At 36.0% G+C, this 21,715-nt stretch carries 17 protein-coding genes and 1 pseudogene; 14 read left to right on the forward strand and 4 right to left on the reverse strand.

The annotated features are described in order from the left end of the window. Window positions 1–638 precede the first annotated feature (638 nt). Window positions 639–1,142 (reverse strand): hypothetical protein, encoded by a 504-nt coding sequence (locus tag ACFSUL_RS02740; RefSeq protein WP_377932472.1) that lies wholly within the window; start codon window positions 1,140–1,142, stop codon window positions 639–641. Between the two features lie 1,084 nt (window positions 1,143–2,226). Here ACFSUL_RS02740 and ACFSUL_RS02745 point away from each other — a divergent pair. The 9 genes from ACFSUL_RS02745 to ACFSUL_RS02785 all read left to right on the forward strand — a co-directional run bounded on the left by ACFSUL_RS02745 (window position 2,227) and on the right by ACFSUL_RS02785 (window position 13,302). Next, window positions 2,227–2,355 carry a hypothetical protein gene (locus ACFSUL_RS02745; protein WP_377932474.1) on the forward strand — a complete coding sequence of 43 codons (129 nt, stop codon included), beginning with the start codon at window positions 2,227–2,229 and terminating at the stop codon, window positions 2,353–2,355. 182 nt (window positions 2,356–2,537) lie between these two features. Beyond that, complete coding sequence (locus ACFSUL_RS02750; RefSeq protein WP_377932476.1) at window positions 2,538–3,140, forward strand: transporter; 603 nt, start codon at window positions 2,538–2,540, stop codon at window positions 3,138–3,140. Between the two features lie 432 nt (window positions 3,141–3,572). Next, window positions 3,573–4,292 carry a FadR/GntR family transcriptional regulator gene (locus ACFSUL_RS02755; protein WP_377932478.1) on the forward strand — a complete coding sequence of 240 codons (720 nt, stop codon included), beginning with the start codon at window positions 3,573–3,575 and terminating at the stop codon, window positions 4,290–4,292. Between the two features lie 200 nt (window positions 4,293–4,492). Beyond that, entirely contained in the window at window positions 4,493–6,277 is a 1,785-nt protein-coding gene (locus ACFSUL_RS02760; RefSeq protein ID WP_377932480.1) for an L-lactate permease, read from the forward strand. A 323-nt stretch (window positions 6,278–6,600) separates the two neighbouring features. After that, a complete protein-coding gene (locus ACFSUL_RS02765; RefSeq protein ID WP_377932482.1) occupies window positions 6,601–7,317 on the forward strand; it encodes a (Fe-S)-binding protein in 717 nt (238 codons plus the stop codon). 21 nt (window positions 7,318–7,338) lie between these two features. Beyond that, the gene (locus ACFSUL_RS02770; RefSeq protein WP_377932484.1) at window positions 7,339–8,769 is read left to right on the forward strand and encodes a LutB/LldF family L-lactate oxidation iron-sulfur protein; all 1,431 of its coding nucleotides are present in this window, start codon (window positions 7,339–7,341) and stop codon (window positions 8,767–8,769) included. Continuing rightward, window positions 8,766–9,482: a LutC/YkgG family protein gene (locus tag ACFSUL_RS02775; RefSeq protein WP_377932486.1), complete on the forward strand. Its 717-nt coding sequence runs from the start codon at window positions 8,766–8,768 to the stop codon at window positions 9,480–9,482. Before ACFSUL_RS02770 ends, ACFSUL_RS02775 begins: the two co-directional genes overlap by 4 nt. Window positions 9,483–9,956: 474 nt before the next feature. Continuing rightward, entirely contained in the window at window positions 9,957–10,856 is a 900-nt protein-coding gene (purU, locus tag ACFSUL_RS02780) for a formyltetrahydrofolate deformylase (RefSeq protein WP_377932488.1), read from the forward strand. Window positions 10,857–11,226: 370 nt separating this feature from the next. Further along, the gene (locus ACFSUL_RS02785; RefSeq protein ID WP_377932490.1) at window positions 11,227–13,302 is read left to right on the forward strand and encodes a methyl-accepting chemotaxis protein; all 2,076 of its coding nucleotides are present in this window, start codon (window positions 11,227–11,229) and stop codon (window positions 13,300–13,302) included. 155 nt (window positions 13,303–13,457) lie between these two features. On the opposite strand, the gene ACFSUL_RS02790 is transcribed toward ACFSUL_RS02785, so the two are convergent. Then, window positions 13,458–14,150: a DUF421 domain-containing protein gene (locus ACFSUL_RS02790; RefSeq protein WP_377932491.1), complete on the reverse strand. Its 693-nt coding sequence runs from the start codon at window positions 14,148–14,150 to the stop codon at window positions 13,458–13,460. A gap of 807 nt (window positions 14,151–14,957) precedes the next feature. Here ACFSUL_RS02790 and ACFSUL_RS21360 point away from each other — a divergent pair. Further along, a pseudogene (locus ACFSUL_RS21360) lies at window positions 14,958–15,530 on the forward strand (methyl-accepting chemotaxis protein); the annotation flags it as partial. A 380-nt stretch (window positions 15,531–15,910) separates the two neighbouring features. On the opposite strand, the gene ACFSUL_RS02800 reads toward ACFSUL_RS21360, so the two are convergent. Continuing rightward, window positions 15,911–16,354 carry a hypothetical protein gene (locus tag ACFSUL_RS02800; protein ID WP_377932494.1) on the reverse strand — a complete coding sequence of 148 codons (444 nt, stop codon included), beginning with the start codon at window positions 16,352–16,354 and terminating at the stop codon, window positions 15,911–15,913. A gap of 12 nt (window positions 16,355–16,366) precedes the next feature. Beyond that, the gene (locus ACFSUL_RS02805) at window positions 16,367–16,717 is read right to left on the reverse strand and encodes an ASCH domain-containing protein (protein WP_071414223.1); all 351 of its coding nucleotides are present in this window, start codon (window positions 16,715–16,717) and stop codon (window positions 16,367–16,369) included. A gap of 350 nt (window positions 16,718–17,067) precedes the next feature. On the opposite strand from ACFSUL_RS02805, the gene ACFSUL_RS02810 reads away from it, so the two are divergent. From ACFSUL_RS02810 to ACFSUL_RS02825, 4 genes are all read left to right on the forward strand, one after another. Further along, the gene (locus ACFSUL_RS02810; RefSeq protein WP_377932552.1) at window positions 17,068–17,412 is read left to right on the forward strand and encodes a YbaN family protein; all 345 of its coding nucleotides are present in this window, start codon (window positions 17,068–17,070) and stop codon (window positions 17,410–17,412) included. Between the two features lie 53 nt (window positions 17,413–17,465). After that, window positions 17,466–18,110 carry a LytTR family DNA-binding domain-containing protein gene (locus tag ACFSUL_RS02815; RefSeq protein ID WP_377932496.1) on the forward strand — a complete coding sequence of 215 codons (645 nt, stop codon included), beginning with the start codon at window positions 17,466–17,468 and terminating at the stop codon, window positions 18,108–18,110. Between the two features lie 179 nt (window positions 18,111–18,289). Continuing rightward, window positions 18,290–19,804, forward strand: coding sequence for an acetyl-CoA hydrolase/transferase family protein (locus ACFSUL_RS02820; protein WP_377932498.1), 1,515 nt, complete (start codon window positions 18,290–18,292; stop codon window positions 19,802–19,804). Between the two features lie 583 nt (window positions 19,805–20,387). After that, window positions 20,388–21,680 carry an ABC transporter substrate-binding protein gene (locus ACFSUL_RS02825; RefSeq protein WP_377932500.1) on the forward strand — a complete coding sequence of 431 codons (1,293 nt, stop codon included), beginning with the start codon at window positions 20,388–20,390 and terminating at the stop codon, window positions 21,678–21,680. Window positions 21,681–21,715: the final 35 nt, after the last annotated feature.

Here is a 21,715-nt window from a genome sequence, read left to right on the forward strand (position 1 = left end):
TCTATCTAACGAAAGAATCCATTCTGGAACTTCCTCTCTGTTCATTTTTACATCCACCTCCTACACAAATAATATTAAAACATTTTTTAATTTAATTCAAATAAAAATAAACTTTATTTAAAATAAATCAATTATTCCTTTGTTAGATGTTAACATTTAAAAAGATTACTCAATTTGAATTACTTATTTCCGCTATTTGTGAAACTAAAATAAGGCGTAACCTGAAAGGGATTACGCCTTTTATAAATCTCTTCTTATTCCATAAACCTGCCCGATTGCTTAATACCAATTATTTCAAAAGCAGACAACTAACTCAATCCTAAGTTTCATTAATAAAGGCGCTTTCCTTATTACGGAAAAGCGCCCTTTAACAGAAGACTTGATTTCAAGATAATTGTAAAAGACAATAATAACGATCTTCTGCTATTACCCACGTTTGTTTAACAAAAATCTTCTAAGTATTTTATTTTAATAGCCAATGCATCCGACTATTTCTCTTGTTCCAGCCATAAGGAGAAGAAAATGCCGATCGGCATATGTGCATAAGAATCATATGTTTCTAAACAAAAGGATGGAGGGATGCTTTCTAAATCTCTGTTAATATATAGGGAAAGATATCATTAATTGCTTTTCGTACTTCATAACTTACCTCCACTCGCGGAAGATATAATATCTTTAAATTCTTTTATATTATTGATTCTCTGGAATGTTTTCGGTTGTATTGAAATAACTTGATTGACATCTTTATTTCCAACATATAAGAAAGGAGTCTTTATGGCTGATTTAGCTGGTTCATTATCAAAATAAGCAATATCTATATCTGCAACTTTTACCTCCATGTTTTTTAAGTATAGTATTAATTGGACAATTTTTTCCTTGTCTTCTTTGGAATTGTATTCACCTTTTAAGAACAAAACGTAATTATGTTCAAGTTCTGGTTTTACTGAAAGAAGTTGATCTATACTAATACTTTCTGGGTCTGTTACTATCTCATCGAAAAATACAAGATTTCCGTAAAACGAGTGAAACTTATTTGGAAATAGACTATTTATCTTGGATTTGTCTCTTTCTTGGAATTCAAGTTCGATGAGGGATTTTAAATAGCTGTCTCTGAATTCACGTTCCCTTTCATATACAGACACACTAAATTTATGACTTAATTCATCCTTTGGGGATACATCGAATGTATATAATCCTGAACTTTCATTCTTTTCACTGTTATTAATAACAAATTCCTTGTTATATTTTTCTTTTAGATAATTTAACGCTTCTGTTTTAATAGCTGACTCTTCCTCATTGTCTGAGAATGCAAAGCAACCTGTTAGTAATAGTAGGGGTATGAATGAAAATAATATTTTGTTTATGAAACTCCACCTTCAATCTTTTTAATAGTATGTGTTTTTTCATTATATTACGACAAAGATAATAATTGGGTTTAATTATATATATTTACAAATATACCACATTTTTTGAAGGGCTTTTTCACTGATTAAATTCATTAAAAAAAAGAAAAACTGAAGTATATATATGGATAACAAACAATTGAAAGACGATTAAAAACTAACGAATATTATTATCAATTTGAAATGTACAGAATCTAATTAGCAAAAATTAGAATATAAGACTCCTTGCTGCTTTAAAATCAACAAAGTTTAAGAAGAAATATCCTGTAATAAACAATACCCCTAATAGAGGATAAAAATGAAAAAGGCTGACTCACCATCGCAATAGTCAATGTATGAGTCAGCCTCATTATTTTTATACCGGTTTATTTAATGTACTCATCTTGAACAACAGCGGTCTTCCACTAAATGGCCCTTTAACAGAACAATTGCTTTAATTACATACCAACATAAATTCCCATAAGAATTTCGTTTTAAAGGATATTAAAAAGAGCAGCAGGTGTTTCGGAACCCACTGCTCTTTTGTTATTTCCATTGGTGATACTATTGCTATTTTGACTCTAAATGGGACGACGAATAAGCATTTTCTATTCGAAAACCGAACCCGTTAGCATTTTTGCTGGCTTTTTTTATGTGTTATATAAGGAAGTATTCAAGTGCCTTCTAATACGGAAAGGACTTCTACTAGCTAACGTTTGGGGCTCTCTTTTATAAGTAGGTGTACTATAAATTATTATCTTTTTATAACCATTTTCACTGCGGTTAAGGGGATAAAAATTATAAGGCTGTATAAAATAATCATGTTCATAAGGAGGTGTGTTTTATGCCGAACTTAAACGATAACAAATTTAGAAAGATTCAATCGGAGAGCCAAAAGCAAGGAAAAACTCAAGAGGAATATGCTGAAGAGCTTGCAATGAATAAGGCCAAGAGTCAAAAGAAGAAAAAGTAATGAAAGAGAGGGTAGGCATTATTTAGCTTACCTTCTTTTTATATGCAGGAGTAACCTTTAATTTGAACAAACGTTTGATTAAAAGATTAATAGGACAGTCCTGTTTTTGTAAAAGCGAGGGGTAGGAATTCCTATAGGTTTCTTCATATAATAGGAATAGAGGTACAAAGAAGAGGGGAAGTATGATGCAACAAATAATGAAAACAGTGTACGAGGTAATCATGATTCTACTCGTCATGCTTACAATCATTACGCTTTGGACCGAGAACACCTATAATTCAGCCATTAATTGGATTGTGTGGGGTGTGTTTTTTATTGATTTTATCATCCGGTTCGTAATGTCTAAGGAAAAGTGGACGTTTATTAAACAAAATCCATTTCTTTTAATCGCGGTTATTCCGTTTGATCAGTTTTTTCAAGTTGCCAGAATTGTGCGGGTAATTTATTTATTTCGCATTAAGCAAATTACAAAATATTACATTACACCTTCTGTCGAGAAGTTAACCTATCAGTCTAGAACATTGATTGTATTGATACTCCTTTCCCTATTATTAGCTGAGTCCTTTGTTATCTGGAATCTCGAAAGTTCTGTTAGTACTTATTACGATGCATTGTACGTTATATTTGGGCATTTATTATTTTTTGGTCACCAAATATTTGTAATCGAGAACTCAGTTGCCATATGGGCTTTGACATGTACATCGATTGTAGGGATTATGATTCAAGGGTTAGCGTTGCAGTGGGTGTTTACGAAGGTAGAAACGTATTTTAAAAGTGTTAAATAAAAGCGCCTAATCCATAACAATTGAATGGATTAGGCCTATTTTGGTTGCCCGATTATTATAGTAATAATGTTTTTTTCTATTAGTATATCGTTAAAAAACTGCCTAGCACTTCATGATTGGGGCAGTTCTAGATGATGTAGAAATGTATGGTCGGCTCAAAGCTATTTACCTTCTTTGATTGCTTATATATTATTATAGATAAAGTAACAATACATAATGGAAGGCTCTTTTCCTAAAGGTTGTTGTTTTTAACGCAAAGCAAGTGCCCGTAGCGGAAATCAATGGGCAGAATATATAAGTAAAAAACAATCTACGAGAAAAGAGTCTAATTGATAGACACTGTCTTTTTACATCAAACATATTTGTTTAGTTATGGTGAAAGAGACCTGTTTTCGGTCAGAACAAGATAGATAAGTGATGAGGTGAAGCCTGTTGAATTATAAACGGATTAAAACGAGAAAAATATATGAAGAAGTAGCCGAGGCTTTAATTAGCATGATTAAATCGGGACAATTAAAGTCAGGAGACAAGCTTGATTCAGTTCAACAGCTTGCAGAAAATTTTCAAGTTGGTCGTTCAGCGGTTCGGGAGGCACTAAGTGCGTTACGGGCAATGGGGTTAGTGGAAATGCACCAGGGAGAAGGAACGTATATCCGAGAATTTGATTCCAAAATGCTTTCTTTACCTGTGTATATTGCCGCTTTAATGAAAAAGGACGATGTGAAAAATCTGTTGGAAGTTCGTAGAATATTAGAAGTTGGAGCCGTTGAGGCTGCAGCGTTAAGAAGGACGGATGAACAACTAATAGAAATCAAAGAAGCGTTAGTCCAAATGGAAGATGCGAGTGACGAAGAACTCGGAGAAGAGGCTGACCTTCGCTTCCATATGGCGATTGCTAAAGCATCACAAAATGAATTATTAATCGGCCTTATGAACAATGTTTCGGAAATGATGGTCACCACAATGAGGGAAACACGTCGACTTTGGCTTTATTCTAAAAAGTCTACTTTAGACCGTTTATTTCAAGAACATCAAAGTATTTATGAGGCAATAGAAGAGAAAGACGGACGGAAAGCACAGCAATTAACACTAAATCACCTCCGTAGCGTAGAAGAGGTGTTAATGAAATATTTTAGTGATATAGAAAAATAATCTTGGAAAGAGGGGCTAATTAATAAGTGATTAACGCTTATTAATTAGCCCCTTCTTTAATAAAATTTAGAAAATTCCGTTGTTATATGAAAACGTTTTAATTATAATATTGTATATACTATTAGTCATCTGATGACCTGTTAATATGATTAGTTTGATGGGAGAAAGGAATTTTTAATTATGAAGGGGGAAGTAACTAAATGAGCATTGGTGTATTAGCTTTACTAGCGGTAGTCCCAATTCTTTCAGTTTTCTTGTTTTTAGTCGTTTTAAGGTGGCCAGCCAAAAGGGCTATGCCTATATCGTTAGTCGTAACAGTATTAATGGCGATGTTTGTTTGGCAAGTACCAGGAAACCAAGTAGCTGCAGCTAGTGTAAAAGGTGTTGTTACGGCATTAGAAGTCGCCGTCATTGTTTTTGGGGCAATTCTTTTATTAAATACGTTAAAAGAAAGCGGTGCTGTTTTCACGATACGTAAAGGATTTACAAGTATCTCTCCAGACCGACGTGTTCAAACGATTATTGTTTGTTGGTTATTCGGTTCATTTCTTGAAGGAGCAGCAGGCTGGGGGGCACCTGCTACAATAGTTGGGCCACTTTTAGTTGCAATTGGTTTCCCTGCTATGGGAGCCGTTATGGTAGCACTTATATTACAATCCACACCAGTTTCATATGGTGCTGTCGGTACACCAATTTTAATCGGTGTTAATTCGGGGTTAAAGGATTCACCGTTAGTACAAAAGTATATAACGGAACAAGGAACTACAATGGAAGCATATATTAATGGAATTGGTGGACAAGTTGCCATTATTCATGGAATTATTGGCATTTTTATACCATTATTTATGGTGACGATGCTTACATTCTTCTTTGGTAAAAATAAATCTATTAAAGAGGGACTAGCTGTTTGGAAATTTGCTATTTTTGCAGGGTTATCGTTTACAGTCCCATATGCACTTGTAGCAAACCTTCTTGGACCAGAATTTCCATCTTTGATTGGCGGTTTAGTTGGTCTTGCGATTGTAGTCCCTGCTGCAAAAAAAGGACTATTTGTACCAAAGCGAACATGGGATTTTGATAAAGCATCTAATTGGGATCCTGCTTGGACTGGTTCACTTCAAGTTGACGAGTCGGAAAAGCCAAAGAGAAACATATCACCTCTTGTAGCATGGATGCCGTATTTGTTAGTAGCGGTACTATTAGTTGTTACCCGTTTAGAATATTTACCATTTGCATCATGGGTTCAATCATGGGTGTTATCACTGGAAAATGTCTTTGGTACGTCTATTTCCGTTGAAAGTAAACCACTAAACATACCAGGGACAATTTTTATCCTTGTTTCTCTCCTATCTATTTTCTTGTACAAAATGAATATGAAGGAGTATGGACGAGCTGTTAAAGATTCTTTTAAAACGATTGTAAGTGCAATGGCAGCACTTATCTTTGCTGTTCCAATGGTGCAAGTGTTTATTAACTCCGGAATTAATGCAGCGGAGTATGCGAGTATGCCACTTGCGTTGGCAGAAGGTATTTCCAATGTGTTTGGTAGCTATTGGCCGCTTGCGGCACCTACGATTGGAGCAATTGGAGCATTTGCAGCTGGAAGTAATACGATTAGTAACATGATGTTTTCCTTATTTCAATTCGGTGTAGCGGATAATATCCTTGCTGCTCCAGCAACAATTGTCGCTCTGCAAGCAGTTGGTGGTGCAGCTGGAAATATGATATGTGTCCACAATGTTGTAGCGGCTTCTGCTGCTGCAGGGTTAATAGGTAAAGAGGGGAATTTAATAAGGAAAACCTTAATTCCAATGACGTTTTATGTGATCTTTGCTGGTGGGATTGGATATGTAGCAATCAATGGGTTCGGCTTAAATATTGGGACATTTATCCTTGCAGCAGTAGCTGTATTTATTGTCACGTTCATTGTAAAAGGGCAAAGACAAAGTAGGGTGGATATAAAACAAATGAGAGAAACAGCATAAAGCAGTTTGGAATTTAGCAAGCTCTGTATGTCGGGGGAGCTTGCTCCATTTTTATTTTGAAAAGGTTGTTGTTTTTTTACGGAAAACTAAGTTTGACCCACTGAGTTGGTTGGAGCAGTGGACATTCCTCCCTGCACCGTATCGGAAATCAACGGGCAGAATTTATGAGAAAAGAGCCTTTTAAAAAAAGAAGTAATTAATTAGGCATGGAGTCTAAGGAAAAAATATAGTCATCTGATGACCTGTTGACTAGATAGGGAGATAGATTTACACTTTAATAAAAGTTAATTGATTTATTTTCTAGAAAGAAAAGGTGATAGTCTATGAAAGTATCATTATTTGTCACATGTTTAATAGATATTTTTCAGACCGATGTTGGGAAGGATACGGTTGAATTACTTGAAAGACTAGGGTGTGATGTTGATTTTCCAGAGAAGCAAACATGTTGTGGACAGCCGGCATATAACAGTGGATATGTAGATAAAGCCAAAGAATCAATGAAACATATGATGACAGTATTTGAGAAATCTGATTATGTTATTACACCATCTGGTTCTTGCGGAACAATGTTTAAAGAATATCCTCATATATTTAAAGATGATCCAAAATGGGAAAGGCGTGCTAAAGAATTAGCTAATAAAACATATGAACTTACACAATTTATTGTTGATGTTTTAGGAATTGAAAATGTTGGTGCAAAACTTAAAGGAAAAGCAACTTTTCATACGTCTTGTCATATGACTAGACTACTTGGTGTAAAGGAAGCACCAATGAAGCTATTAAATCATGTGGAGGGCTTGGAGATGAGCCCACTTCCGCATAATTATGATTGTTGCGGGTTTGGTGGAACATTCTCTGTTAAAATGACACCGATTTCTGAACAAATGGTAGATGAAAAAGTTCAGCACGTAGAGGAGACAGAGGCAGAAATTTTAATTGGTGCAGATTGCGGCTGTTTAATGAATATTGGGGGGCGAATTGAGCGCAAAGGAAAACCGATTAAAGTAATGCATATCGCTTCTGTATTAAATAGTAGATAGTGGGAAAAGGGGGATTGACATATGGCTATGAAAATAGGTAATAAACCCTTTAAAGAACGTGTGTCAAAAGGTATTGGTGACTCGTTCATGCGAGGGGCTGTTTCCTCTGCTCAAGGACGCTTTCGAAGTGGCCGTTTACAAGCTGGGGAGGAATTGGGAAATTGGGAAGAGTGGCGTAAGCTTGGGGAAGAAATACGAACACATACGATAGAAAACTTAGATTACTATTTAGAGCTTTTAAGTAAAAATGTAGAAAAACGCGGCGGACATGTCTTTTTTGCTGAAACTGCGGAAGAGGCAAATGACTACATTACAAATGTAGTAAAAAAGAAAAACGGCAAAAAGGTCGTTAAATCAAAATCGATGGTTACAGAAGAAATTAACATGAACGAAGCGTTAGAGCGTGCTGGCTGTGATGTAGTAGAGAGTGATTTAGGAGAATGGATTTTGCAAGTAGATGATCATGACCCACCGTCACATATTGTTACACCTGCTCTACATAAAAACAAAGAACAAATTCGTGACGTTTTTAAAAATAAACTTGGGTACGATAAGACAGAAAAACCTGAGGAATTGGCATTGTTTGCAAGAGAAAAATTGAGAGAAGAATTTTTACAGGCAGACATCGGAATAACTGGGTGTAATTTTGCTATTGCAGAATCTGGGACGATTTCCCTTGTAACAAACGAAGGAAATGCACGTATGGCTACAACGGTTCCAAAAACACAAATTACCGTTATGGGCATGGAGCGGATTGTTCCTACATGGGAGGAGATGGAAGTACTAGTAAGTCTTCTAACTCGTGCTGCAGTCGGCCAAAAGTTGACAAGTTATATTACAGCATTAACTGGCCCTAAACAAGAAGGGGAAGTTGATGGACCAGACGATTTTCATCTTGTCATAGTAGACAATGGTCGCTCAAAAATTTTAGGAACAGCTTTTCAATCGATTCTCCATTGCATTCGTTGTGCTGCATGTATTAATGTTTGCCCTGTTTATCGTCATGTTGGTGGTCATTCGTATGGATCCATTTATCCGGGGCCAGTAGGTGCTGTATTATCCCCACTTCTCGGTGGTTATGAAGAATATAAAGAACTTCCCTATGCATCAACACTATGTGGAGCTTGTACAGAAGCATGTCCCGTGAAAATTCCTTTGCATGAGCATTTACTCCGTCATCGTCAGGAAATTGTGGAAAAAGAGGGGAAAGCACCCGTTTTTGAAAATCTATCGATGAAGGCGTTTAGTATGGGAACCGCTTCACCAGTTATGTATAATATTGGCTCCAAGCTAGCACCTACATCATTAGCTGCTTTTACAAAGGATGATAAAATATCGAACGGACCTGGACCATTGAAAAACTGGACGGATATTCGTGAGTTCCCAGCACCCAAGAAGGAACGGTTTAGGGATTGGTATAAAAAGCGGAAGAAAGAAGGGGAAGGCCGATGACAACAGGAAAGGTTCATAATCGTGATCGTTTCTTAAATAACCTTGCCACTAATCTTGGTAGAGAGCGACGGTACAATGTTGATAAGCCTAAATGGAATCAAAATCCACAATGGGAAGTGTTCAAAGGCTATTCTCAAGACCAATTGGTAGAGGTGTTAAAAAAGCAATGTGAACACATTCATACAGATGTACATGAAACAGTTACTGCCGAATTACCTACTCTTATTACACATCTGATTAAAAGCTATGGTGGTAAATCTGTTGTTACATGGGATGATCCCCGGTTTCGTGATTATAGATTATCTAATCTTAGTAGAGACTTAAACGATGAAAATATTGATGTACATGTGTGGGATAGTAACGGTAATGAAGACAATCTAGCAATTTCAGCGACTGCAGATATTGGAATTACGTTTAGTGATGCAACACTGGCAGAATCTGGAACAGTGGTTTTGTTTAGTGATAAAGGAAAGGGGCGTGCTGTTAGCTTGCTCCCTGCTGTATACATTGCCATCATACCTAAAAGCACGATTGTTCCGAGAATGACTCAAGTAGCAAAAGACATCCACGAGAAAATAGAAAAAGGGGAGCTTGTTGCTTCCTGTGTAAATTTCATTTCAGGACCAAGTAATAGTGCTGATATTGAAATGAATTTAATTGTAGGTGTACATGGCCCAATTAAGGCTACCTATATTATTGTAGATGATAAATGAGGGAAGATTGCCTCATAATGCTTCGGCATTATGGGGCAATCTTTTTTAGTGGGGCCTTTTTATTTAGCGTGAATTTTACGAAATGTGTTAGGTACAAAGGCTCGAAAACTCATCAAGGAGATCATAATGGAGAGATAGCACTGAAATAAGTGTTAATTTTACAGAAAAAGGCAGTTTGTCCAGGAGACCAGGAAGATTGTCCATAAGAAGGCCAAAAGTGTCCGAAAAATGCATGGAATTGTCCTGAAAATAAGCGGAGTTGTCTAGAAAACCATAAGAATTGTCCAATAAATTTAGGAGAGGGTAAAAATTCCCTGTTTAGGAAGAGAAATTAGCTAAAAAAAGCCAGTCTATACTAGCTAACAGTACAATTTTTAACAGAAAAGAATAAAAGATAAATATTTAGTCCATTTTATTTGAATTATCAACGGTCTGCAGTATAATGTGTAGCATTATAGTGGAAGAGGGGTAGAAATGAAAAAACTTATTCAAGAACAAATACAATCATTTCAAGAGAGCAATGAGAATAAAGGGCGGTTATTAATAAGTTGTCCTGACCAACCTGGAATTGTTTCTCATGTTTCAGATTTTTTGTTTAAACATGGTGCGAATATAATTGAGTCAAGTCAATACTCTACTAATCCAGAGGGTGGAATGTTTTTTATTCGGATTGAATTTGACTGTCCAAAGTTACGGTCAAAAGAAGTAGAATTGAGAGAACAATTCCACATGATTGCAGAAAAATTCTCTATGGACTGGAAATTTACATTTGGATATGAAGTAAAGAAGACAGCGATCTTTGTATCGAAAGAGCTTTATTGTTTAAGAGAATTGTTATGGGAATGGCAAAATGGAGACCTAATGACAGATATCGCTTTAGTTGTTAGTAATCATGAGGATTCTAGAAATATCGTGGAGTCATTGGGGATTCCCTTCTACCATATTCCTGCAAGCAAAGAAAATCGTGCGGAAGTAGAAGAAAGACAATTGCAGCTTTTAAAAGAGTATAATGTAGATGTTATTGTGTTGGCTCGCTACATGCAAATATTGACACCTACGTTTGTGGAAGCACATCCATTCAAAATTATTAATATCCACCATTCATTCTTACCAGCATTTGTCGGTGCGAGACCATACGAACGTGCCTATGACCGTGGAGTAAAGTTAATTGGGGCTACATCTCATTATGTAACCAACGATTTAGACGAAGGACCAATCATTGAACAGGATATTATGCGCGTAGACCATCGTGATAATGTAAAGGATATGAAAAAAATCGGTCGCTCCGTTGAACGAAGTGTCTTAGCTCGTGCTGTCAAATGGCATTTAGAAGATCGGGTTATTGTCCATGAGAATAAGACGATTGTTTTTTAAAATTTAATTTGAACAAACGTTTGATTAAAAAGGTAGTTAAAGCTTCCCTTTTATAAAACCATTCTACACAGATAGAGCACTTTCATTGTGATTGTGCTCTTTATTTATGCCTCTCTTTTTTTCCTAAAAATGTACATAGGAAAGGAGAACATAAATTAATATAAATGGAAAGACCTAATGATGAAAAAGATTCATTCATAAATTAACGGAATAGTAGCAAAAAAGAGACATTCACTTTTGGGTTAAAGTCATCGTTTTTTATCCGATATAATTAGGTGAGGCTTTTTCTACATAATGGACTGTCTTGTTAACAGTTTGTGGGAATTTAATGAGACAAAACTAGCCTAGAAAATAGAAAGGGTGTTCGGATATGGGAAAGAAGAGTTTGAAGAGTAGGAAAGACAAAGGGCTTTCTATTGGAGTAAAGTGGGTACTCTTTATTTGTATATCGATGATGTTAGCGATTGGTGCTACTGTTCTCTTCAATCATTTTACAGTTAGTAAAATATTGAAAGAGGATAATGTTACATCAGGTAAAAATAATGCAAATAATGCTGCTAAACAAGTTACCCTTAGCCTTCAGAATTATGAAGATTCTATAGAGCAATTAGCTAGTTTAGTTTCTACAGATATTAAGGAGAAAGATTCTATTGCACGTATTGAAAAATCTGTTCAAGCAGTAGAAAAAGAAAGTGATAGATTACTTGCTGTATACTATATGGATTTTACTACAGGAAAAATACATATTTCTCCGCATGCTGAATTAGACATAGATGTTCGTGATACACGGACATATGACCAATTAAAAGAAAATACAGAAACACAATGGATGGATGTTTATCAAGATAAGCTTTCTGATAAAATTATGACATCCGTCGTGACTCCGATAGTATCCGACGGAAAAATGGTAGGTGCTTTAGGATATGATATTGATCTCTCTACTATTGGTGCTATGAGAGAAGCGATTGAAAAGGAAACAAACACGAATCTTGTCATTCTTGATGCCCAAGGATTTATCATTAGCTCTTTTATGAAAGACGCGGATGGTAAAAACATAAATCCAGCAAAAAGTGGATCTGTTGAGGGAGTAGAAGATCTAATAACAAATAAGAAAGATTTCAATTCTACATTTGATTGGATAGAAGAAATCTACACTAATTCGGAGGACGTCTCTCATGATTTAACATGGGAAGGAAAAGATTATTCCGGTCAAATTACCACTATCCCTGAGTTAAATTGGAAAGTGTTATCTTTCACACCGGATGAAATTTTCACAACAAAGATGGATCAATTCAAAACAACGGGTTGGTTATCTATTCTTCTCGGATTAGTGATAGGTATCCTTTGTGCTGTTTATCTTGCTAGAAAACTAAAAAAATTGATTGCAAAATTCCAAGAGGTTATTGGGAAAACAGCAGAAGGTGATTTAACTACCGAGTTGATCATTGATTCTAAAGATGAAATCGGAGAACTTGCGAATAGATATAATGAAATGCTTCAAAATATGAGAAGTTTAGTAGAGAAAGTACTTGGAAATGCCCATTCCATCAATCGATCTACAAGTGGATTAACAATTATTGCAAAAGAGAATAGTTCTGCAGTCTCTGAAGTTTCTCGTTCTATTGAAGAAATTGCGGTTGGTGCAAATAACCAATCGGAGGAGATTGAAAAAGGTTCCGAAGCTGCTCATGAGTTAAGTAGCGAAATAGAAAAGTTATTAATACAATCCACTGGAATTGAATCAGAAGTGGGAGAAGCTTCTGAGAAATTAAAAACTGGGAATCGTCAAGTAGAGAATTTAGAAGAATCTTATCTCAATTTAGAAAAGTCCTTTGAAAAAGTAACCGAAATGATTTCAAAGCTTGATGAAAAATCAAAGTCTGTTTCCGATGTAACGAACACCATTGCTCAAATAGCGGAACAAACCAATCTACTTTCTCTTAATGCTTCCATTGAAGCTGCTAGAGCTGGTGAGCATGGAAAAGGTTTTTCTGTTGTAGCAAATGAAGTAAGAAATTTAGCGGAAGAATCTAAACAGGCTACAAATGATATTCAACAAATTATCATTAGTGTGCTGAACGATACGAAAGAGTTAGTAAAAGTTATGGCAGAAACGAATCAAATTAGTGTTGAGCAAAAAGGAGCAGTTACAAAGGTTAGCTCTTCTATCGACCAGTTAAATGCTTCTTTAACAAAAATGATGTCATCATTAAAAGAGGAAACAACTAGTATCAATAGCGTTCAAAGGCAAAAGGATATTGTGGTAAAAATGATAGAAGAAATATCAGCAGTTTCCCAACAAACAACCGCTTCCTCTGAAGAAATTGCATCCGCAATGGAGGAGCAAGCAGCATCAACAAATGAAGTAGCGCAGCATACTACTCAATTATCGAATCTTATCGAGGATCTTAATAAAGCAATCGAGAAATTTCAGATTAATAAATAATGACTGATGGAAGTAGTAAAGCTTCGATAGGTAGTGATTTCCATTAATAGTATGTAAAACGGGCGTTATCCGGTGATCGGATAACGCCCGTTTTTTAGGGAATAACCATTGGATTGTCTACAAGGGAGATTATTCATTACAATGAAGTAGCGTGTTTATCCTGATTGACTTTCATACTCCATTGTAAATAGTGGTTGATTTTCCATCCACTCTGCATAAAGGACTTCTTTATAATCTGTAATCCCCTTTGTTGATAATTGCTCCTTCAGCCACTGTTCATTTAAGCCAATTTCCTCCAAATTATCATGTACAACCTCACCATCAAGGATTAAAGTTACCGGTAAATTTACACTTTTGTTTGGTAATTGTAAATCACTCATTTTTGGAGTATCATATTGAGATTTCGGTAAAACACTGACGACTCCATTTGTTTCTAGTATGGCAAACTCGATTTCCTGAATGGAAAAATAACCTTGTTGTCTAATAAGGCTTTTTAATTGGTTTATATCTAATTTACTTTTCTTTAAAGCATCAAATTTAATTATACCGTTATGAATGACGATGTTAGGTTCGCCTTCTAGATGCTTCCTTGATCCGTTGAATTTTTGCGTTATTTGTTCTAAAACATACATAAGGACTCCCCAAATGAACGTAGTAAATAGGATTTCTATTATCCTCACTTCATGATCATAGATGGCGTTCCCAACCAATTCCCCTAAAATTAATGCGGATATAAAATCAAACGGCGTAATCTGAGAGAATTGTGTCTTTCCTAATGATTTCGTAATAACAAATAAAAAAAACATCCCAATAACTAACTCTGTTGCTATAGTTACATAATGATTCATAATAGGACAGCACCTTCTACTTTGATTTCTCTATCCATTATGACTTTTTAAACATTTTAATATACGTGAAGAGCTTTTTATATGAAATTTTATAGGGGGAGACGAGGGATAAGGAATTAGGATGACAAGCAATTTTCATAGTGATAAAGTAATAGATAGTGTTGCCTAATAAATTAATAAGGTAAAGAAATTTAAACTATTGAACTATTACCTTTTGTACATGTAGATACCGGTATGTTAAAAATTCTTAAAATTCAATTTACAAAACAGTGAAAGTCATCAAACGTTTTTTAAGGATATTCTCACTAGGATATAGGAAAGAGCAACCAATTAAAGCAAAAAGTGTTAAGTATAGAAATTTAGTAAGTGGAGGGGTTATTTGTGTTTACTAAAAAAAGAGGTACTTCAAAGCTACAAGAGGAAAATGTGGAATTAAAAAGTCGTTTGCGAAACAATCTTGCGGAATCTCAGCAAAAAGAAGAATATATTAATGAGTTTGTTGATAAGTTTTACAACGAACTGGTTACAACGATGGAGCAGCATGAAATGGTAAATGATCAACACGAAATTCTCGGTGGTTTAGTTCGGAAAATAAAAGAGCGGTTTGATAATGTAAATACACTTAGTGAGGAGTCTTATAATAAATCAATAGGCCTGCATGAGAAAGGACAACTATTAATTGAATCAACAGAAGAGATGGTTACAAACTCTGTTGAGGGAAGAGAGTTAGTTAGTAAAGTGGAGGCACTTATAAGTCGCCTTGGGGAACAATTGGCTGAAACATCTAAAAAGATGAATCAGTTAAATGAGAGATCACAAGAGATAGAAATGATTGTAAAGGTGATAAAAGAAATAGCGGATCAAACCAATTTACTAGCATTAAACGCCTCTATAGAAGCAGCTAGAGCAGGAGAACACGGAAAGGGTTTTGCGGTAGTGGCGGATGAGGTACGCAAACTGGCAGAGAATACAGCTGAAAGCACGAATAATATTAGTGTGTTAACTAAAAATATTCAACAAGACATTTCTGATTCCTTGCAATCAACTAAAATGAGTACTGGTTTAATAGAGGATGGAATGCAATTAAGTACAGGCACTTCTAATAAATTAGACGATATTTTAACAATTATCAACAATGTAAAATCAGAAGTAAATACCGTTATTAATACTATTAAGGAACAAAAGGACTCTTCTAGTAATGTAATGAGTGAAATAAGCAGTACCAAATCAATTTTTGATGAGGCGAATGAATTGATTTTAAAACATATCGGTGATGCAAGTATCGTCGATGAAAAATTAGAAGAGGGAATAAGACGCATTGCGGAATTAAATAGTAGAGGAAAAGAAGCGAGAAGTGAAGCAGCGGGTGCTAAAGAATAATGATGGAATCAAAAAAATGCCTAACACTACCCACTTGTGGTGGTGCTAGGCATTTTTTATTAGTGTTTGCTGACTATCGTGCGGTGTCAGTCCCCTGCTGTTGTGATTACTTTGTTTGAAGAAAATGTACATCATTCCTTTTAGGAATAGGTCGGGGGACAGACCCCCTTGCCTCTTCAAAGAGTAAGTAAATCGGGGCTAATCAAGCCCCTTCCGCTTTTCTTTGTCTAGCTCCAGTGGCTAGCCCCTTTCGCTTTTCTCTGTCTAGCTTCAGCGGCTAGCTCGCTGTGAAAAAGATGATTATCCTCTAAAGGCAAAAGGCGCCTTTTGAGGATAATCCCTATTTTCTTCACGAGCTGATCAAGCCCCTTTCGCTTTTCTTACCATAGCGTCGGTTTAACGACCATAAACCAAAGCATTGCCAGTAGTAGTGCGATGTAGATCCAAATGGTTCGTTTTAGCTTGGCTATTAGTTCATCTTTGTTATGGCCTTCTTCCTTAAATTTCCGGAGTGTTGGTGAAAATGCACGGGCAAGAAAGAATAGGGAGCAAAACATGATGAAGAGGGTCATTAAAAGCCATGGTGTACTCCATGTCCATGGACCAGAAAAAACGAGTACTATCCCGGAAAAAACAAGCACGTGACCTGCATGCTTCGTTAATCGGACGGTAAAACGAAATGTGCCTAAGTAGGCATCCAATTCGGTATCTTGTGCCGCATGCAATTTTTTTACAAGTGGCAAGAGAATAAAGAAAGGGCCTATTGATACGATGGCACTAAGAGCATGGATATAAATTATTGTTCGATAAACTAAATAATCCATTTCGTTTACCTATTACTCACTAACTGGACGGAACTCATGCACCCATACGCGCATTTGTGGAAGCCATGGCATGTTCGGGTGATACGATAGAATGGATTGTTTATAATCTTCTACCGTTTCAAAGCCTTCTTGGCGAGCATGTTCATCTGTTAGCTCACCTAGTGATTGTGAGTATACTCGTTCAACTACAAATTTTTTATCTTTTAATTCCATGATTTCTCCTACGTCAGCATATCTTCCGTTTCGACGTGTTGCCGTTTTTTTGCCTTCGATTACTTTGTCGATATCGGCAGGCATTGTTACAAGTTGCTCAATGGATCCATTTTTTTCTGGTAGTTCATTTTGTGATTCATGGTTAGTCATTGAAAAAAACTCCCTTCATCTCTAATATCCTATCTACTGTACCATATTTCGAATAAGACTAGTAGCTATAACAGGAAAGTGTGTGTGTGAGAAAAATGGTATGATGAGTATAGTAGATTTTAGGTTAGTGTTAGTACTATTAGGCTCTTTTCTCATAGATTGTTGTTTTTACTTATAAATTCAGCTCGTTGGTCAAACTTAGTTTGTAGTTGAAAAGCAACAAGCTTTACGAAAACAGCTTACTATTAGAATCATATCTTGAGAGAACCTCCTATTTCTGTTTATCTACTAATAATTAACGTTTTCGCAAGGAGTGTAGAACTATAAATAGCGTAAAGAAATTCATTTATATATTCTTTGGGTTTATCTTTATGGGGCTAGGGATTTTGGGAGTTATTTTACCGTTATTACCCACGACCCCTTTATTGCTGTTAGCTTCTGTATGTTTTGTCAGAGGATCGAAGAAATTTGAAATTTGGTTCAAAGGTACAAAACTATATAAGCGACATTTAGAGGAATTTGTAAAAAATAGAGCAATGACGTTAAAACAGAAGATTACGATCCTGCTAACTGCTGATTGTATGATTGCCATTCCATTTATCCTATTAGACAACTTAATTATTAGGTTAGTCTTGATTTGCATCGTAGGATATAAATATTATTATTTTATCTATAAAATAAAAACGATAAGATAGGTGTCTGTCCTCGATACTTTAGGGACAGGCACCTTTTAGAGAGGTGTATACAGATGGAAAGATTGACAGTTGTTTCGCTATTAGATGTCATTGGTGAATTGTTTTCGGATGAGGTATCAATTGCGGTATCGAATACGAATGAGTATATCTATTATCGTCCAAGTAAACGAATTGACTTAAAGATAAGTCCAGGAGATTTGGTAACGGAAGGAACGATTGCACATAAGGCGCTAATCACGAAACAAAAAGTATCCGAATTTAATAATCGTAATGTGTTTGGTGTCCCTTATCATGGAATGGCTGTTCCGTTTTTGCATAAAGGAAAGCTTGAAGGCTGTGTTACAGCGATTTATCCTGCTTTTACAGATGGAAAATCAGTTGTAACCGTAAAAACACAAGACGGTTGGATTCCGATTCCCTTTGCTGATGTGAAGTATTTAGAAGTAAAAGACCGAAAGACAAATGTCGTTACAGAGGGATTTTCTGGCACACATAAAAACTCACTCCAAGAATTTGAATATATTTTGCCGCGAGAGTCTTTCATCCGTTGTCACAGATCTTTTATCGTAAATGTACATCATATAAAAGAAATCTATCCTGATACCCATTCAACATTTGTTTTGGCAATGGATAATGGCATAAAGATTCCTGTAAGCCAATCGTATTCAAGTTATTTTCGAAAGCTACTTGGTTTTTAAAATATCTAATCTGTGTTGCGTTAACACATTTGAGTAACAAGTTGGCAGTGCTGAAAATTTCTGTTTCAAACACTGAATTTTCTGTCTTGTACGATAATTCTCTATCCTCCTCTAAATATCTCCATTTTCATAGTGAATAAGTTAAAATTATTCTAAAAGTTAGGAAAGAGGGATGAACGATGGAAAATCATTACGACAGAATAAAGGCCCCTCAAATGCAGAATTATGTAGTTTCACCAGAGGAGGCTGCATCGTGGATTCAAGACGGTATGACATTGGGGTTAAGTGGATTTACTCGTGCAGGTGATGTGAAAGCGGTACCATTTGCGTTGGTAAAACGTGCAGAAAAAGAATCGTTTAAGGTAAATGTTTTCACGGGTGCCTCTTTAGGGTCAGATATTGATAAAATGTTTGCAGAAGCCGGGATTATTAATAAACGTCTACCATTCCAAGCAGATGCTACAATGCGAAAAAAGATAAATAAGGGGGATCACTTATTTGTCGATCATCATTTATCTCACACAGCTGAGTTAGTGAGGGCTAATGTAATAGAGCCTATTGATTATGCAATTTTGGAAGCGGTTTCTATAACGGAAGACGGTATGGTTATTCCGACTACATCGATTGGAAACTCCTATACATTTGCTAAGCATGCGAAGTCTATTATTATCGAGATTAACATGGCGCAGTCACCGCTATTAGAAGGTTTGCATGATTTATATGATCCTGGAAAACAGGGGGAGAGATCGCCGATTCCGTTAACGAAAGCGGATGATCGAATTGGTACAGTTGGCATTCCAGTTGATATGGAGAAAGTAAAAGGAGTTGTCTTTACAAACCAGCTCGATTCTCCGTCAACGATTGTGCAGCCTGATGAAGAAACAGAAGTGATGGCAGGACATTTAATGTCCTTCTTACGTACAGAAATTGAAGCAGGTAGACTAACCAAAAAGCTTGCTCCGTTACAATCGGGAATTGGGTCTGTTGCGAATGCGGTTCTTCATGGAATGATTGATTCTGAATTTGAAGATTTAGAAGTATATTCAGAAGTATTGCAGGATGCGGTGTTTGATTTAATTGATGCAGGAAAAGTTAAATTTGCTTCCTGCTGTTCCATCACGTTATCAGAAGAGAAAATGAATCAGGTCTTTAATAATTTTGAAAAATACCGTGATAATTTGATTATGAGACCACAGGAAATTTCCAACCATCCAGAAATCATTCGCCGTCTCGGCTTGATTTCCATTAACACAGCATTAGAATTTGATATTTATGGAAATGTCAATTCTACTCATGTTTCTGGTACGAAAATGATGAACGGAATCGGTGGCTCTGGTGATTTTGCTCGTAATGCTCGATTAGCTATTTTCGTAACAAAGTCAATTGCCAAGGATGGAAAAATATCCAGTATCGTTCCATTTGCTTCCCATATTGACCATACAGAACATGACGTTGATGTCGTTGTAACCGAACAAGGATATGCAGACCTACGTGGATTGGCCCCAAGAGAACGCGTCGAGTTAATCATTGAACGCTGTGCTCATCCAATGTATCGTAAGCAACTATGGGAATATTATCAAGAAGCTCTTACAAGAGGTGGACAGACGCCACATGTATTAGAAAAAGCGTTATCCTGGCACAGTAATTTTGCCAAGAAGGGTACGATGCTAGAACAAGTTGAACTGCATGTTTGAGGAAAATCTCTCTCCTGTTACAGTGAGTCGTTAATGCAAGAAGGCTCAGAACGGCAGTGAAAGTAGTATTGAAACATAATTTGTAACTGAATGAAAGCGCTAGGGTTTTTTTAGTATAAAGCCCTAGCGTTTTCTTATGTTTGTAGCCACTGTTTTTTCATCTTACCTACGATTGTAGCTAACTTTTGGTTTAATAGATTTTTTACAAGGCTGTTTTTAAGGTTATTTGGACAAATCATCAGCACAAACCTTATTGTGCAGTTTTCTAGATTCAAAGATCTAGCTTTTCCCAATCAGCTCAACCGTTTATATTCAATGGGAAAAATTAGTCTATCAATATAAAGGTAGGAAACTATAAAAATATATTGTTCTTCTCGTAATGCTGTGATAATATAAAAACAACAACATAATGCAAACGTTTTCTTAAGGGGTTTTAAAGTAATTTCATAGTGATTTTTCTTTAAAAACCTTATTTTCATAATTATATTGAAAGCGTTTACCTATGTAGATTTTTACATGAATTTATGCAAACGAATTCATTGTGAAAATAAGTAAAAAACACTTAATATGGGGAGTGAAAGAAATGAAGGGTAAAAAGTTTTATACAGGGGTTCTTTCAGCTTTATTAGCATCTAGTGTTGCATTAGCAGGATGTGGAAACTCTGGTGAGGAAGAAGGAGCATCAGGAGATAAAGTAACGGTTGATGTTTTCCAATTTAAAGTAGAGTTTAAAGAGCAGTTTGAAAGTCTTGTAGAACAGTATGAAAAAGAAAACCCAGATGTAGACATAAATGTTAAAACAGTCGGCGGTGGAAATGACTATGGTGCTTCAGTAAAATCAGCATTCTCTTCAGGTGAGGAACCAGACATTTTTAATGTCGGCGGACCGTCTGATGTAGAAGATTACAGAGATTATTTAGTTGATTTGTCTGATACAGAAGCAGCAGGTAAAGCGCTTGAAGGCACGCTTACAAGTGTTAAAGATGGAGAAGAAGTACTAGGGCTTCCATTTAACCAAGAAGGCTACGGCTATATCTATAACAAAAGCGTTTTTAAAGAAGCAGGCGTAAACGCTGATGAAATCAAAACATATGAAGATTTAGAAAAAGCTGTTAAAAAAATAGACAAGCAGAAAAAAGATCTAGGAATTGAAGCAGTATTCGCCCTTGCTGCGAAAGAAACATGGGTTATCGGTAACCATTTAGCAAATGCATTTATTGCGCCAGAATTTGACCATGATGTTTTAAAAGCATACAACGCAGACACAATTCCATTTGAAAAAGGCGACGAATTGAAGAGAATGCTAGACCTACAAAACAAGTATTCTGTTCAACCAGTACTAAGCCTTGATTATTCTCAACAAGTTGAACAATTATTCTCATTAGGGAAAGTTGCAATTATTAAACAAGGTAACTGGGTATACAACACAATCCATTCAATGGATCCGGAATTTGCTGAAAACAATATTGGAATTATCCCGATTCCTGTTGAAGGATATGAAGGAAAACTTCCTGTAGGTGTTCCAATGTATTGGGCTGTAAATAAAAACGGTGGTGAAGAGGTTGTACAAGCTTCCAAGGACTTCTTAGACTGGATGTACACTTCAGAAGCTGGTAAAGAAGCGGTAATCAATGACTTCAAATTTATCCCTGCATACGAAGGATATGAAGATGCGGAAATTGCAGATCCTCTTTCACAAGAAATTTACAATTATGCTTCCGAAGGTAATACTTTAGGTTGGGTATTCTTAGGATCTCCAATTGGTTGGCAAGAAGAAGTTTTAGCAGTGAATATGCAACAGTATTTAAGTGGTGACATTTCTTGGGACGAAGCATTAGAAAATGCACGTGCGTCATGGGAAAAGTCAAGAAAATAAACGAGTAACAGTTTAACAAAGGTAGCTAACGAAAC

The sequence above is a fragment of the Bacillus seohaeanensis genome (assembly GCF_042684945.1).
Classification (GTDB): Bacteria; Bacillota; Bacilli; order Bacillales; family Bacillaceae_B; genus Rossellomorea; species Rossellomorea seohaeanensis.